Below are 14272 nucleotides of genomic sequence, written 5' to 3'. Positions count from 1 at the left end.
AGACGCGCGCGCACCAGTTGCTCCGCGTCGCGGGACGGAAAGAGACTTTTGAGCAGACCGGCGAGCATTATTCGACCTCCGCAAGGAAGCCGCGAGGCAGCGGCGTTGCGGCGTGCCTTGCCGCGGCGATTGCCGCTGGCGGCAGCGGCGGTGGAGCAGCCTCAGCCAGTTTCTGCGCGATGCGGGCGCCGGCCGTCACGAAGATCCGCGTTGGCAGCGTGAAATGGCGCAGCTCGAGCACGTCGAGCGGGCCCTTGCCCGCCTCGCTGCGCAGCTGCACGCGCAGCGGGATGCCCTGACTCTGGTCCGGTGTCCACGACAGCAGATAGCGCGCACTGTCCTGCGGTGTGACCGTGGCGTGCTCGAACAGACGGATCAGCCCGAACCTGCCCTGCGCATCGAGCGCCGAGCGCAATCCGCCCTGCTCGGTCTGCCACTCGATATGCGAGAGATTCTCCAGCGAGTCGCCCGGCCAGACGAACGGCGTCCACGCTTCCTTCTGGTTGAAGTAGTGCAGCTCGCGGCCCGACAGGACAAACTTCATGTCGGTTACGCCTGGTGTCGGTACCGCGCGTAGCTCATAGCGCACCTGCGCATCGCCGGATGGGAACAGCACGGTCGCCACGCGCGTGAGCCGGTTCAGCTCCGTGAGGAAGCCCGGATCCAGTGTGAGCGCGCCGTGGCTGGTGCCATGATCAGCCCCCTGGGCAGCGACCCATCGGTCGCCCTGCCGCTCGACGATGCCCGCCAGCTGCGTCGTCACGAACCCGGTGATGACGCCGCTGTCCGGGCGCATGAAGCGCGCCATCTCCGGCAGCGACGCATCGTTGTCCGAGTCCGCGAACGGATAGCGCCCGCCGAACGTCCGGTTCCAGTCCGCGACGATCGCTGTGCGCCAGATGTCGTTCAGGCTCGCCGCGGCCGGCTGCACCACGACCTGCCAGGTCTGGTCGAGCGGCGCCTGAAAGAGATCGCCCAAGCCGGCCCACTGTTCGCCCAGGCTCGCGGCAAGCCGGCTCGCATAGTCGCGGCTGTCGGCGATGTCCGAGGTCCTGCCCTGCAACACGGCCTGCGCGGCCGAGCGTGCCATGGCATCGGGATCCGCACTGTCGACCATCTGCTGTACCTTCAGCCGCATCGCGCTCACCCGTTCGAGATAACGCGCGAGGCTCAGGTCGCCGGTGGCGGCCTGCGCGACGGACTTGCCGTTCGCTGGCGTCGCTGCCACCAGGTCGCTGCCCGTCAGGCGCAGGATGGGTCCGAAGGCCACGACCAGCGGTGCCAGTTGCGGCTGCGTCTGCTTCGACGGATCTTTCCCGTCGGCGCCGACAAGCTGCTGCGCCTTGCTGATCAGGGTGTCGGACAGCGATTGCGTCGCGCTCCCCGCACCTGCCTGATAAACCACGGCGTTCATCAGCGCGACAAGCGGCGAGCGCTGCGGATCGCTGAGCAGGGTCAACTGGTCGACCGTGCCTGACAACGTCGGCGCCAGCTGCCAGCGCAGGCTGTTGAGAAACAGCTCCCAGGCCCGCGCGTAGTCGTCAAAATAGCGCTGACGCAGTCCGGCTTTCAGCGAGCCGGTCGACGGTGCGCTCGCGCGGACGTCCGAGAGCACCCAGTCGCCGGTCACATTGCGCTGCTCGCTCGCGTCGTCGATCGCTTTCGAGATCCGCTCGTCCCACGCAGTGCGCGTGAACACGCCCGGTACGGTCGCCGCGGTATTGAACAGCCCCTTGCTGCTCGTATCGCCGAGCAGCGTCGCGAGCGACACGGGCGGATATTTCGGCTTCGCGTCGTCGAGGATCTGCTGGTAGATCGTGTCGGTCGAGTTCTGGATGCCGCGCACGCCGATGATGGTCTGACGCGCCGTGGCCACCAGTGCGCCGTCCGCAACGATCGCGAGCGACAGGTCCCCGGCGGATCCACGGCGCCCCAGGTGACCCGCAAAGAATGCGATTGCATGCTGGCGCAGGTCTTCCCACGTGCCGGACGTGAGCTGGGAACTGGCCGGGCGCGCTGGCACGGTCGTGGCAATCAGCTGCGGCGTCAGGAATGCGGCAACCGCGCGGTCCGGCCTCGCGAGCATCAGGTAGGTCCTGAGTGTGTCGTAGGCGGCCTGGACCTGCGCATTGCCGCCGCTGGCGATTTCCGCATCCGAGAGCGAGGCGAGCTGGTGCAGGCGCTCCTCCAGTTTCAGGCGGATCGGCGCGACGAGGATGCGGCTGACGGCATTCTCATAACCGGGCCAGGCGGCACTCAACAGCGCATCGTCGTGGTTCAGGCCGAAACGGCTGGTCCACGGTGCGCCGTCGCGCTGACGGACTTCGAGCGTGTCGAGCTGTTTGTCCAGGCTGTCGAGTGCAAGCAACGCCTGGGTGTGGTCCTGCACGGTAGAAAGCTTCGTCAGCGTGCCGGCCGCTGTCTGGATCGCCGAGCGGTTGGTGAAGCCCGACAGCATCGTGCCGGCGATCCAGCATCCGATGAGCGCCGTCGTGGTCCATGCCGCCATGGTCGACAGCGAGAAGCCAACGCGGCGGCCGTGGATCTTGCGGCTATGGTCGGCGACCGTTTGCCAGATCGTGCGTTGCTGCGGAGGTAACGGTTCGCCGTCTTCAGAATCGTGGTCCGGACTGGGTGGAACCAGTTCCCGCTCCTTGAACAGCGGAGCAAACAGCAGGCCGTGGACCGCGTTGCGCCAGAGGCGTGAGTGGCCGGTCTGCACGACCAGGTCCGGCAATGCTGCACGGAGTTCCGAAATGTGTCGCGACAGCTCGGCCGGGTACCGGTCGTCCGGATCCCGAGTGAGGCGCACGACGCCGGCATCGGCGAGGTTGTCCGCGAGGCCTCTCAGGGAGACGTCGATTTCGTCGCGATCAATGCGCTCGTTCGACCAGGTGAAGCCGATTGCTTCATCCCGGCCCGAAGATTCGCCGCCGAAGTCGGTGACGTTCAGCAGATAGGCGGGCGCGGCCCAGCGCAGCGCGCGGGCGTGGCGCGCGAGTCGCTGCGCGGTCCCTTCGGCGTCAAACGGTGCGCTGGCTGAACTGCGGTGTCGGGTCACGGCGACGATCGCGTCGACGGGGCGACGGCGGCGCAGACGACGGATCTGGTCGAGCCATTCGGTCTCAAGCTTGTCGGTGGTTTGCTTCGCATAGAGCAGCACGGTATCGCTGGTGATCGCGTAGCCCGTGTCGGTGAGCCCGGGTGCGAGGCGCTTGACGAGCGGTTCGTCGCCAGCGACGAGCACCCAGCGGGCGCGGTAGCGCCAGCGCCAGCCGTGGCGGTCGCGAAGCGTATCGCGCAGCGTAACGATCTTTTGCGGTGCTGCGACGTGCGCAAACGCGGGGCCTTCGCTGGCGCCTTGCTGCCGCTTTTGCGAATCGTAGCGAGCCAGCCACCGCGTCGCGCGCATCGAGGCGACCCAGAGCAGGACGGCTTCAAAGTACTTGACGAAGATCAGTGCGAGAAGCAGCCCCGAGAGGAGGCACAATTCGATGATGATCCGTGTCTCAAACGACCATCCGCGCGCCGGCCCCTCCATCCAGACGGCCAGACCCAATGCAACGAAGAGGATGCAAATCCCGACGCCAATGAAGAACGCTACCGGTTCAGACTTATGTTCATTCATGTTTGTTTTCTGCACATGAGCGCGATCAGATCGCTGCCTTCCCGTGTAAGTATGAGTTGCGGGTCGCCAGTGCGCGCCGCGAGTTCTGCGGCGAGCGCGGTCGCGAGCCATCCTCCCGCCTCACCACAGTCCCCGACCGTTGTTTTAAGGTCGATATTTGATCTTTGTCCGCCGAGTTGAGGCGCAGACCTGATTGCTGCCTCAAGCTCCGGAGAAAGTCCGTGACTCCAGACGGCGCCAATGTGCGTGCTCGTCGTTTGTCCCCAACGCATCGCGTGCTCAAGTGTCTTGCCAACCGCGTCGGCCGGGCCTCGCGCTGGACGATGCAGACGTAGCAGCGGGCTTTCCGTCCTTGTTTTGGCAAGGCTCGGGTGCCCCAACAGCAGCGCGACGCCCACCTCGGCAACGCCGTCCTGCAGGCGCTCGCTGACTGCATTGCGCAATTGAACGGCCACTAGCAAATGAGCGACTTGCGGCTTCATGCGGTCGAACCACGCGTCCGTCTGAAACACTGACGAGGGCTCGGCGGGTGGGTTTATCGTTACGCGTAGCGATGGCGACTTCGCGGAAACAAGCTGCTGCAACCGGGCACGCACGTCAGCTGCCTCAAGTGCGCAATGCAGGCTCGCTTCAATGTGGAGCGCGGTGCGCGCCGGAAGAGCCGCTAGTTGCGGCGCCAGGCTGTCGATCAATCGGACCAGAAGCCAATTGCAAACCGCCTGATGGCGAGCGCATTCGGTCAGTTCGTTTCCTGCATAGAACTGCTGATCCGGGAGTTCTATCCAACGGGCACTGACGTCGGTGTTGGGCTCCGCCCGGCTCGTCCGGGTGCGCAACGCCAAGCTGCCATCGGCCAGCCCCTCGATACCGTTCTCGCCGCGATCGGCGGAGAAACACCACGCATGGCCAAGCAGCGTGAGCGGCTCGCTGGCAAGGGCATGACAACGTTCGGCTTCGCGGTCGCTGACGCGATTTGCAGCTACGGCCGCACTGCGGCGCACGTACAGGTACCCAAGACGAATGCATAGCAAAAACGCCCAAGCAAGCATCGGATAACCGAAGACACAGAACCAGAACCAGGCGGTGTTGGTCGACCTTCCTTTGGGCCACACGGCAATCGTCAGCGCCGCACCAAGGCACAGGACGACACCGAGCAGAACGGTCCAGACCGGTTTTGAGAGCTGTGGTGGCGCAGGGACCGCGATCCGCGGTGGTACGCGAGCAAAGTCAACCGGCATTTATCTATCGGACCGTCGCGCCATCGGACACAGCGATGAGGACACTCCCGCACTGGGTCCGGTCCCCATCGCGCGAAAGCGGCGTGCCCGCATCCTTCATGCTGCTTCCGCCTTCCACGATTTCGTTGTCGCCATGAATCGGGCAGGACACAAGATCTCCCACGCGCGCCGCGCGGCGACCTTTGACCTTGATCCGGTCCGAGCCGGTAAGGACCTTCCCGCCGTGACTCGTCGCGTCGCCTTCATACGCTAATTTTTTCATTTCAATATCCCTGTTCAGGCTGACTCGATCAATGCGACGCGTTGGCATCGTCGTTTCTGTACGGTTGCGGACGCCACTGGCGCAGTGCGTCTGATAACTGCTTCAGACGTGTCCGGTCGCGAGCGGAGACCGGATGCACGGTATGGTCCGAGTCATTTTGCTTCACTATGCCTTTGCTTGTATTGATAACGAGCTTGCCGCCTTTGAACGTCAAATAGGTTGGATCGAATGCTTTTTTAACGATAAGCTAGTCAACATGTCAGCATTATCATTCCAACGAAACCGCCTGAATCCATTTTTGGATGACACGTCCATTCGATTGCCTGTACTCAACTTTCACCCAGTCTGCTCCAGATTTATCAAGCATCCTTACTCGATCTCCCTTCACCAGGTACATCCGCGTTTGAGTGGACAAACTAGGTCCGTCATACAGGCGTGCTTTATCAACTGATATTGTCAAGCCTTGAGACTGGGCAGAAGTATTTCATTTCATTCCGAGCTTCTTGTCAATGTAGCTGGCATCAGAGAAATTTCCGTCGTTTCTCAGCTGACGAGCCATCGCAGCGTAAGCATCAAGATTGTCGGCTGCCGGCGGTTGACAGGCCATCAAGTTGGTGACGCCTAAATTTGAAACCAAGGCATTATTTAGTGTATAACGAAAGGTCTTCGCGTTTGCCGCCAGATATTCTCGCCATACAATGTTCACATTCTGGAATTGGTAATCAAGCATTGCTTTGTTTGAATCACCCCCATAACCGGGCACTACCCATAAATCTTTCCTTTGGTCCCAGCTACCACCGCATAAATCGCCGGACTGAACACTCACGACGCATCCTGTATCGGTATCCAAAACGGGGCAATACTGCCTTGTTTCAGGTTCTGGTTTCCCGTTCGGACCAGGATCGACAATGCCTGCTCTGAGAATGTCGAGAACAGCGTATCGTCCAGAAGGCGAAATTTGAGGTGCATACGGGCCTTGAAATATTACGCCGCCGACTGTAAATGCTTCCATCGGGAAGAGATCAACCTGTTCACCCGTTGCGCCGCGGTATGTCGCTTTCGTCCAACCAAACCCAAATTTTTCGTGTAATTTTCCTTTAAGCGGAGCGGAAAATACAAGAGCGGATCGATTCGAAAATTCAATGCGATTCTCTTTTGCAACGCCTGTCATTGCAATGAAGGTTAAGCACAGTAGTGCCGACATACGCTTAGCGGAATTCCTGGCCATCAATTTATCCCTCGTCATGCCAAACTTTCTTTGATAGCAGGATACCTTACTGGGGCAACGGATAACTATCTATTGGGATTCAATATTCTCGTACGGCTCGTTCGTTATGCTACTGTATGCAGCCTGACGAATCGAGGCGTCGTTGCCGCAAATGTTCCCCAAAAGTTTTTTGCTGCCGCGGTACACAATTATTCCAGCCGAAAATTCTGGGCCGTCGCCGGTTTTTATGGACTTATCATAGAGATAATAAGTGTACCGGGCCCTCGAAAATCTGATATGTGCTTCGCCACCGCCGGCGTAAAAGACATTACTAAAATAAAAAACGGCACCGTTTCTCGGCCCCATATCCGACACTTCAAGGTCAATTTTTTTCATCGTGCCATTGCGATACGTCAAAACGCCTGTACCTTTCATCTCACACAGGGAGGCAGTAGTCCTGCCCAATACGCAATTAAATACAGCTTCTTCTGACGCCTGGCACATACCTTCTGCATGCGCGGCAGCCGTGAAATTAACAATAATTGCGAACAAAAATCCGAAATAAATATTCTTCACAATTTCACTCTGTTTGAAGGCCCAAGATCGGATCGTCACAATCATGACGCCTGCAATCCCCACTCCATACCTCGCGAGTTATCCTCGATGCTTTTTAACGATAAGCTATCAACAAGTCAGCATTATCATTCCACCGAAACCGCCTGAATCCATTTTTCGATGAAACCTCCATTTGATTGCCTGTACTCAACTCTCACTCAGGGGCACGGCGAACGTCTTTACATGCGTCGACGTCCTCACAATGAATCCAACGAATAAATAATTTTTTCCCCTGATAACGTATTTTTATAAACCTTCCATCATCAGACATTTCCTGTACTACCACAGAGTCGCCTTTGATCGCATACGCTTTTGTGACCGACACATCTGACGGAGCGCTATAAAAATACGCTTTATCAACGATCACCCTTCTATTTGCCCGCGATGGACTCGCATTTTCTTTTGCTGGCGAAGACCGAGATAACGTTGCTCGCAACGGGCCATAAAATTCACCATCGGGCGATTTAACGACGCGCCAAGTCAATCGTCCGCCAGCCATCGTTATTTCAGCCACGCCGTTCGTGCCACCGAAGAATGAGAAGAAGGTAACCCTTGCCTTGCTACCAGAAATAAACCCACTGATATTTTCGTTATCACTGGGATCACAGTCGATTTTATTTCCGTACTGAGTTACATAGCAGTATTGCCCGCGCACCACACCTGCTATAATATGTAACTTCAAATCGAAAACAGACATCGGCTCTGCTTTTCCGAATGGATTTTCTGTCGCGGTCCATGAGCCACTTATTTCACTCAGATTTTCAGCATAAACAACGTTACCAGCAAAAATCGACAAGGCAACAAAAAACCATGAGCTTATTTTAAAGCGAGAAATTTTCATGAAATATTAGCCTGCGAACAGTCGTTTACTCGATTTATCCAACCAGCGAGGAACTGAAGTTGCGATGGGTGGCCAACCGTTAGCGCTGTATAATAAGCACGCCTGGATTCGGCAATTTTTTCGATCAGCACATTTTGATCTGCAACGCTATTAATTGCATCGACCATGAGCTGATCCATCGTACTATTTAGATGCAACGATTTATTGAAATAATCGTTCAAAACCTTCTTTACTTTCCCGATAGCGCCACCCGACGTAATCGTCCAATCGTAAACCATAAGTGCCGTTTTTATGTTTTGTATTTTACAGAAGCCGCGGGGCTCCCAATATCTCATTAGATATATTTTTTTTGCTTGCTCATCAGTCATATGAATTAGATTGTTGAGCGTCGGAGCAACTCCGGTATCCTCCTGCGCGTGTGCCTGCCATACTGGCCAAGAAATCCCTTTATTTGTCGCTCCTCCGGTGTCAGCCGGGTTATTCACGTAACCCCCTTCGTGCCTTAAAATTATCGCCGCGATTTTTTCAAATCTTTCCGCGCAGCGGCAGTCACCGTGTGTACGAACAAAATTCCCCACCAACCCGATCGGATGGATATGAAAGACATTCGACGCAGGGAAGTCCGTCAGCTTGGCCTTGACCTCATCCCACCAGACCAGCTTTTCGATCCGTTTCTGTTCCTCGGCGTGCTCGGGCCGAGGCCCCGTGCGCGTCTCAATCGCGGCAATCAACTGCTTCCATTTGTCGGGATTAGCCCACTCGCTCTCGTGCTGAATGATCAGCCTCGACATACGCAGCGCATTCCACGGGTCGTTCGCTGCGTTGCGCAGATCATCGGCCGCTTGTGTCTGGTCGCCAGCTAGATTCAACGTCTGGTAAATCGACGTCATCAGCGGGCTGAGTTTGTCCAGCGAACCCGGGTTCGGCACATCCGCACCGACCGAATAGTCGACGAACCCTTGCGTGGTCGCGAACATCGTATGCGTCGGATCGTGCGCATCGTCCAAGGGTAGAAAGTCCACCCACTTCTGCGCAAACTCCCGCGTGACACGGCCGCCTGCGAAGCTCTGTTCACGCACCCACCCGTCGATCGGCTGGTGGCGAACATCCGCGCTCTCCACCTTCCACCAGTGCCGCTTTTCACCGTCGCTGCCGGCCACCGTCTCCATGAACTGATGATCTGAGTCTGCCTTCGCCAGCGCCGCGAGCGGGAAAACCTCGATCACACCGGTCTGTTTTGGCTCCGCACCCTCCTGGTTGGGCTGTCCGTACAACCTGGTCTGGCTGTGAATCCGCAGGATTGTCGGATCGCCGGGCAGTTTCAATTGCTGCCATGCGTTGACGTGTGCGCCGTTCTGGCTGATCCAGCTACGCCCCTGGTCGATAAACGATTTGACGCTGCCGTCGCAGAAGACCTCGATGTGCACCATGCGGTTGCCCGAAGTCTGCTGGGACAATGAGTCGTATCGCCCAAGATGGCCGATCAGTTCTCCCGCCTTGATCTGGACCATTTCGGCAGGATCGGACAGCACGACCACCTGGTCCAGCGAAGAATCAGGCATCACTTCCTTGGCCACGGGCCCACCGTTTTCCACGCCAAGAAAGATCCATCCGTTCATCCACGCCGAGGGCTGCACGAAGCCACCTGCGGTTGGCGGATAGAGCGATACGCCACTCGCGTCCTTGATCTGCCCCCAGCCGCCCTCGCGCTTTCCAATGCTCACCTGTGCCCCCTGCGGCAGGATGCCAAGCACGGCGCCATGCGGTTTCGATGCCCGAATCCGCAGCCCCCGCTGGTCACCCGGTGCCGACTGGCCGCCCGCTCCTGCGGTGGGGCGGTCCTGCGCGTAAGTGGTCACCTCGAACCGCGTCGTCCAGTACTTCGGCCTGGGAAGGGACGGGCCTCTCTCGTAGTCCGCGAAATCCTGCAGGTGTGCGTACAGGCTGTAAAAGGTCAGTTTGCTGTCTTTCGGAAACTCCATCGAATGACGCACCAGCGCGAAACCGGTGCTGTACGGCGCGCTGATCGCAGGATTGCCGTTCTGCGCGGGCATTTCGCTTAACGGGTAAGTGTGGTTGAGGCGCCAGGCCACCACTTCGCCGTCGGCAATGCAGCGCACCCCGCTTTTCAGATCCAGCGAGGCACCGGCGCCAGCCTCGGTCACATGGATTCCACCGTGCCACATGCCCTTGCCGCTGACCGAATAGGCGCCCGATGGCTCCTGCCGCAACAGTTCGTGGAATTCATGTTCATCGGTGAAATCGGCCGATGCCGCGTCAGTGCCCGGTCCCTTCTTGCGAAACGGAAAGGCAAAAGGAAGAAGCTTCACGGGTGTGCTGGGCGGATTCTGTGGAGTCGTATTTGCCATCATTGTGCTTATTCTGAAAACCCGAAGTTCATGTTTCCCTTGGCATCTTTCAGGGGGCTGCCAGACCAGCCGGGAAAGGTAAAGTTGCCCTTCGCCGGGCCGTCAACATCCAGTCCACCCTTCACCTGTACTTCGCTCGGGCTCGCAATCTCGATCTTTCCGTTCGCGATCTTCAGATATGCCCCCGCCCCATCACCTAGAGTGACCCCTTTCCGCGCGGTAATGACGACCTCGCCATCGGACGAACTCACCACCATGTCCTTTAGCGACATCAGCTCCATCGCATCGCCTTGGGCCTGAATCTGTACCTTGCCTTTTGCCGCCAATATCCGGATGCCCACCTTTGCCGCAAAGACCGAAATCGCGTCGCCGGCCGCGATCGTGATGCGCTTGAGGACGCCAATGTCGAGCCCTTCGCCTGCCGTCACGAACATCTGCCTTGCAGCGGCCAGCTGCATATGCTGACCACTTGCGACACCGATGCCTTCGGGGGCACTCGCCACGATTACCGGCTTCTGGAGTTTCGCGAGCTTTTGCTCGACGAGCGCACGCTGCTGATCGACTTCAGCCAGCCACGCCTGCGCGGCGCTTGCGGAATCATTGAGCGAGCGCAGTATTGCCTCGGCCTGCTGAAGCGTGGCGTCCGCATTTGGCATCGCGAGCTGCTCGCCTGAGCCACCGGGCTGCGCCTCGGCGCTGATCAACATGCCCTTCGCTGCCCGCGCCGACAGATGCCCATCCGTACGCAACTCCGCACCCTGCCCCCGTTCCCTGCGATCAGCGTCAACCATATGCCCAAGATTGAGCTCACTGGTCTGATACGGCGTCGTCAGATGGCTATGCTCAACGCCCTGCTTATCCTCAACCCGCCACTCCGTCCCGCCCGCCGTACGAATAATGTTCCGGGTGTTGTTGAGGTTGTTGACCAGATCCGGATGCAGACTATCGTGCATCGCACCCATGATGACGGGGCGGTCCGGGTCCCCATGCGTATGGATGATCGCCACTTCCGTACCGTCAATGAACGGAAAGTGATGACCGTAGTTGTCGCCACCGTACGGTCTCGCGAGTCGCACCGGTCGGCTCGTCCCGCCCGGACTCCATTCGTCGAGATCGAACGGCAGCTTGATCACGTACCAGCCCTGCTCGGTCAGATACGCATATTTGTAGTCCCCTGGCGACGTGATGCGTGCCGGCAGGATGCCGTCGATGACCGGCCGCTTCGCCAGATCAACGCTCGGGCGCCAGACCCGATCGGCCGGAATCGCCGTGAAGGTGTTCCAGTAAGCCTCGCTCCTGCCGCCGCCCGACTCGACCGACGTGATGAAGAGTCCATGCGGCGCATCCGCCGGATTCTGGTCGAGCCGCATGACCTCGCCCGCCTCGAGCGAAAACGCGTTGCCCTTGCCGGAATAGGTGATCTGCCGCGCCAGATGCGCTTCGTGGCGCAGACGGGCGATGCGCCTGCCTTCCTCCGGCGTTTCATAGTGCTCGCCCCAGTGGTAGTCGACCGCATGGGTGGTCTTGTCATCGCGCGCGGCGCTTTCCTCGACCAGCAGCGACACGTCCGCCTGCCGGTGGTTGTAGTCGTGCAGCCGCACGGCTTCCGGCACCCGCAGCGTCTGCCGCTCAAGCGACCTGATCGCTTCGGCGCCCGCACTTTCGAGCCCCGCGTCGCGTCGCAACGGCACCGTGCGCTGGTTACGCGCATACGCGTCCAGGTCGTCGCCAAAGATGATCACCGCGCGATCGCGCTTCTGCTCGAAGCGAAACCAGATGCCCTCCTGCGCGCAGATCCGCTGGATGAACGCGAAGGTGCTCTCGTGGTACTGGGTGATGTATTCGTAGCGCCTGTACTTCGCGCGTAGCTGGAACTGGAAGTCGACACCCGACTGATAGCCATAGTGCCGCAGCGTGCCGGTCACGATTTCCTCGACCGACTGCTTCTGGAACAGCCGGCTCGTCACGCCGCGATCGAGGTCGGCGAGCTTCGGCTCGAGCACCACCTTGTAGCGCGTCTCGTCGGCCGACGTTCCGTACTCGTCGAACTGCGTGATGATGCCGTGAATCGTCCGCGCGGGCGGCTTGTCGCTGAACTTCTCCGCGTTCTCGCCGAACATCTTGCGCAGGTAGTCGAGGTTCGGGTCGACCGGGTCGATGATGAACTTCGCCGGGCGCCCCAGCACCTGGTCCATCGGAATGCCGGCCACCGGACTCGTGAACTCGACCTCGTAGCGGTACAGCCTGCTGACATCGTCAAATCCGCGGTACTTCAATACCGAGAACGGCGCCGGATGCGGCGCAAGCTTCAACTCGTAAGCCTGGGACAGCAGAATCATCGATCCCACAAACGACTCCTCAAGCGTGTCATTCCACGCGCGTGATGTCACAACAGATGCCAAAGACGAGAACGCCGGGACGCGTGTTCCAGCGTCCCGGCGGGTTACATCAGAGACAACCGGTCAGCCAGCAGTGAATCAGCTCTTGGCCTTCGGCATCTGCGACACCAGCGACAGTCCGATGTCCATGCCCTCCACCTGGAAGTGCGGAATGATGAACAGCTTGATGCGGAAGAAGCCCGGGTTGTCCTCGATATCCTCGACCGTCACCTTCGCATCACGCAGCGGGTGCGACGCCTGCAGTTCGTCACCGGGGTCCTTCATCTCGGTCACGAGGCCCTTGATCCAGCTGTTCAGCTCGAGCTCGAGCAGACGCCGGTCCTTGGTCGTGCCGATGTTCTCGCGCTGGATCAGCTTCAGGTAGTGCGCAATGCGCGAGAGCAGGAAGATGTACGGCAGGCGCGCGTTGATGCGGCTGTTTGCCGTGGCTTCCTTGGTCTCATACAGCGAGGGCTTCTGCGCGGAACTGGCCGAGAAGAAGCACGCGAAGTCGTGATTCTTGTAGAACGACAGCGGAATGAACCCGAGGTTGGCGAACTCGAATTCGCGGGTTTCGGGAATCAGCACTTCGGTCGGAATTTTCGGCTGTGCACCGGTGCCCAGGTCGTACAGGTGAACCGGCAGGTCCTCGACCTTGCCACCTGCCTGCGGGCCACGGATCTGCACGCACCAGCCGTTGTTGACGAAGCTGCGCGTCATGTTGGCCGCGAACGCGAACGACGCGTTGACCCACAGGTATTTGTCGTGGTCCGGACCCTTGACCGCTTCCTCGTAATTGAACGAGCGCACCGGCGTCGTATCTTTGCCGTACGGCAAGCGGCCCAGCACGCGCGGCATCGTCAGACCCACGTAGCGGGCATCGTCGGTGTCGCGGAAGCTCTTCCACTTGATGTACTCGGCGCGATCGAAATAGTTGCCGATGTCCTGGATCGCGGCCACTTCCTCCATCGACTGCTTGCCGAAGAACGCGGCGCCCACCGAGCCAATGAACGGCATGTGCGCGGCGGCCGCCACCTTCGAGATGTTACGCAGCAGCGCCACGTCCTGCGGCGAGTTCGCGAACTCGTAGTCGCTGATCATCGCGCTGATCGGCTGGCCGCCCGGCGTGTCGTATTCCTCAATGTAGGTCAGTCGATACAGGCCGCTCTGGATGATCTCCGGCGTATCCTCGAAATCGCGCTGCAGCGCTTCCTTCGACACGTCGAGCACTTCGATGCGCGCGTTGCGGCGGAAGTCCGTCCGGCTCACGAGCATCTTGAGACCCCGCCAGCGGCCCTCGAGCGCCTGGAATTCCGGCGTATGCATCACGGCGTCGAGCTGCCGGCTGATCTGGCGGTCGATCTGGCCGATATGGAAATCGAGCAGCGACTTGTCGAGCCGGTCGACCGGCTTGCTGCCCTGGCTGATCAGATCGAGCAACGCGCCCATGCCGCGCGCGATCCGCTCGTCGGCCGACGCCTCGGACAGCATGTCGCTGTCGCGGAAGGCGACCAGCGGCCGTGCTTCGGCAACGGGATTCAGGTTGATCTTGCTGCACAGCGCCGCATAGACGCTGTCATTGCCCCCGTGGGGGGCGTCGAGCACGACGGTTTCGGTCGTGCCGCCTTGCTGCGATTCGGTGGGATTCATTCCGTGTCCTGTCTGCGATGCCATCGCTATCTGCTTATCTACCCGGTTATGGATTGCAGTTAAGGCCGTGCTGGGCCGACGCCG

9 protein-coding genes are annotated in these 14272 nt (G+C 59.6%); all 9 read right to left on the bottom strand.

Going from position 1 to position 14272, the window contains the following annotated elements; all coding sequences use genetic code 11:
• Nucleotides 1-67: 67 nt before the first annotated feature.
• Nucleotides 68-3628 carry an ImcF-related family protein gene (locus BJG93_RS30215; RefSeq protein ID WP_071336701.1) on the bottom strand — a complete coding sequence of 1187 codons (3561 nt, stop codon included), beginning with the start codon at nt 3626-3628 and terminating at the stop codon, nt 68-70.
• Nucleotides 3625-4866 carry a hypothetical protein gene (locus BJG93_RS30210; protein ID WP_027194908.1) on the bottom strand — a complete coding sequence of 414 codons (1242 nt, stop codon included), beginning with the start codon at nt 4864-4866 and terminating at the stop codon, nt 3625-3627. The genes BJG93_RS30215 and BJG93_RS30210 overlap by 4 nt, the downstream gene beginning before the upstream one ends.
• 4 nt (nt 4867-4870) lie before the next feature.
• On the bottom strand, nt 4871-5176 hold the full coding sequence (locus BJG93_RS30205; protein ID WP_407675352.1) for a PAAR domain-containing protein: 306 nt from the start codon (nt 5174-5176) through the stop codon (nt 4871-4873).
• Between the two features lie 436 nt (nt 5177-5612).
• Nucleotides 5613-6374 (bottom strand): hypothetical protein, encoded by a 762-nt coding sequence (locus BJG93_RS30200; RefSeq protein WP_231337660.1) that lies wholly within the window; start codon nt 6372-6374, stop codon nt 5613-5615.
• A gap of 51 nt (nt 6375-6425) precedes the next feature.
• Nucleotides 6426-6956, bottom strand: a complete 531-nt coding sequence (locus BJG93_RS30195; protein ID WP_027194905.1) for a hypothetical protein — start codon at nt 6954-6956, stop codon at nt 6426-6428.
• Nucleotides 6957-7104: 148 nt separating this feature from the next.
• Nucleotides 7105-7791 (bottom strand): hypothetical protein, encoded by a 687-nt coding sequence (locus BJG93_RS30190; RefSeq protein WP_154671711.1) that lies wholly within the window; start codon nt 7789-7791, stop codon nt 7105-7107.
• On the bottom strand, nt 7788-8582 hold the full coding sequence (locus tag BJG93_RS36570) for a glycoside hydrolase family 108 protein (protein ID WP_407675357.1): 795 nt from the start codon (nt 8580-8582) through the stop codon (nt 7788-7790). The genes BJG93_RS30190 and BJG93_RS36570 overlap by 4 nt, the downstream gene beginning before the upstream one ends.
• 1586 nt (nt 8583-10168) lie before the next feature.
• On the bottom strand, nt 10169-12499 hold the full coding sequence (locus tag BJG93_RS30180; RefSeq protein ID WP_027194904.1) for a type VI secretion system Vgr family protein: 2331 nt from the start codon (nt 12497-12499) through the stop codon (nt 10169-10171).
• A 138-nt stretch (nt 12500-12637) separates the two neighbouring features.
• Complete coding sequence (tssC, locus tag BJG93_RS30175) at nt 12638-14188, bottom strand: type VI secretion system contractile sheath large subunit (RefSeq protein WP_027194903.1); 1551 nt, start codon at nt 14186-14188, stop codon at nt 12638-12640.
• Between the last annotated feature and the right edge of the window lie 84 nt (nt 14189-14272).

Origin of the sequence: Paraburkholderia sprentiae WSM5005 (assembly GCF_001865575.2) — a bacterium.
Classification (GTDB): Bacteria; Pseudomonadota; Gammaproteobacteria; order Burkholderiales; family Burkholderiaceae; genus Paraburkholderia; species Paraburkholderia sprentiae.
The sequence above is the reverse complement of the archived record's forward strand: the minus strand, read 5'-3'. Positions and strand labels throughout refer to the sequence as shown.

Coding starts and splice junctions, on each gene's coding strand:
- BJG93_RS30180 (WP_027194904.1), bottom strand. CDS start 12,499: ATGATTCTGCTGTCCCAGGCTTACGAGTTGAAGCTTGCGCCGCATCCG.
- BJG93_RS30195 (WP_027194905.1), bottom strand. CDS start 6,956: ATGATTGTGACGATCCGATCTTGGGCCTTCAAACAGAGTGAAATTGTG.
- BJG93_RS30205 (WP_407675352.1), bottom strand. CDS start 5,176: ATGCCAACGCGTCGCATTGATCGAGTCAGCCTGAACAGGGATATTGAA.
- BJG93_RS30200 (WP_231337660.1), bottom strand. CDS start 6,374: ATGACGAGGGATAAATTGATGGCCAGGAATTCCGCTAAGCGTATGTCG.
- BJG93_RS30215 (WP_071336701.1), bottom strand. CDS start 3,628: ATGAATGAACATAAGTCTGAACCGGTAGCGTTCTTCATTGGCGTCGGG.
- BJG93_RS30210 (WP_027194908.1), bottom strand. CDS start 4,866: ATGCCGGTTGACTTTGCTCGCGTACCACCGCGGATCGCGGTCCCTGCG.
- tssC (WP_027194903.1), bottom strand. CDS start 14,188: ATGAATCCCACCGAATCGCAGCAAGGCGGCACGACCGAAACCGTCGTG.
- BJG93_RS36570 (WP_407675357.1), bottom strand. CDS start 8,582: ATGTCGAGGCTGATCATTCAGCACGAGAGCGAGTGGGCTAATCCCGAC.
- BJG93_RS30190 (WP_154671711.1), bottom strand. CDS start 7,791: ATGAAAATTTCTCGCTTTAAAATAAGCTCATGGTTTTTTGTTGCCTTG.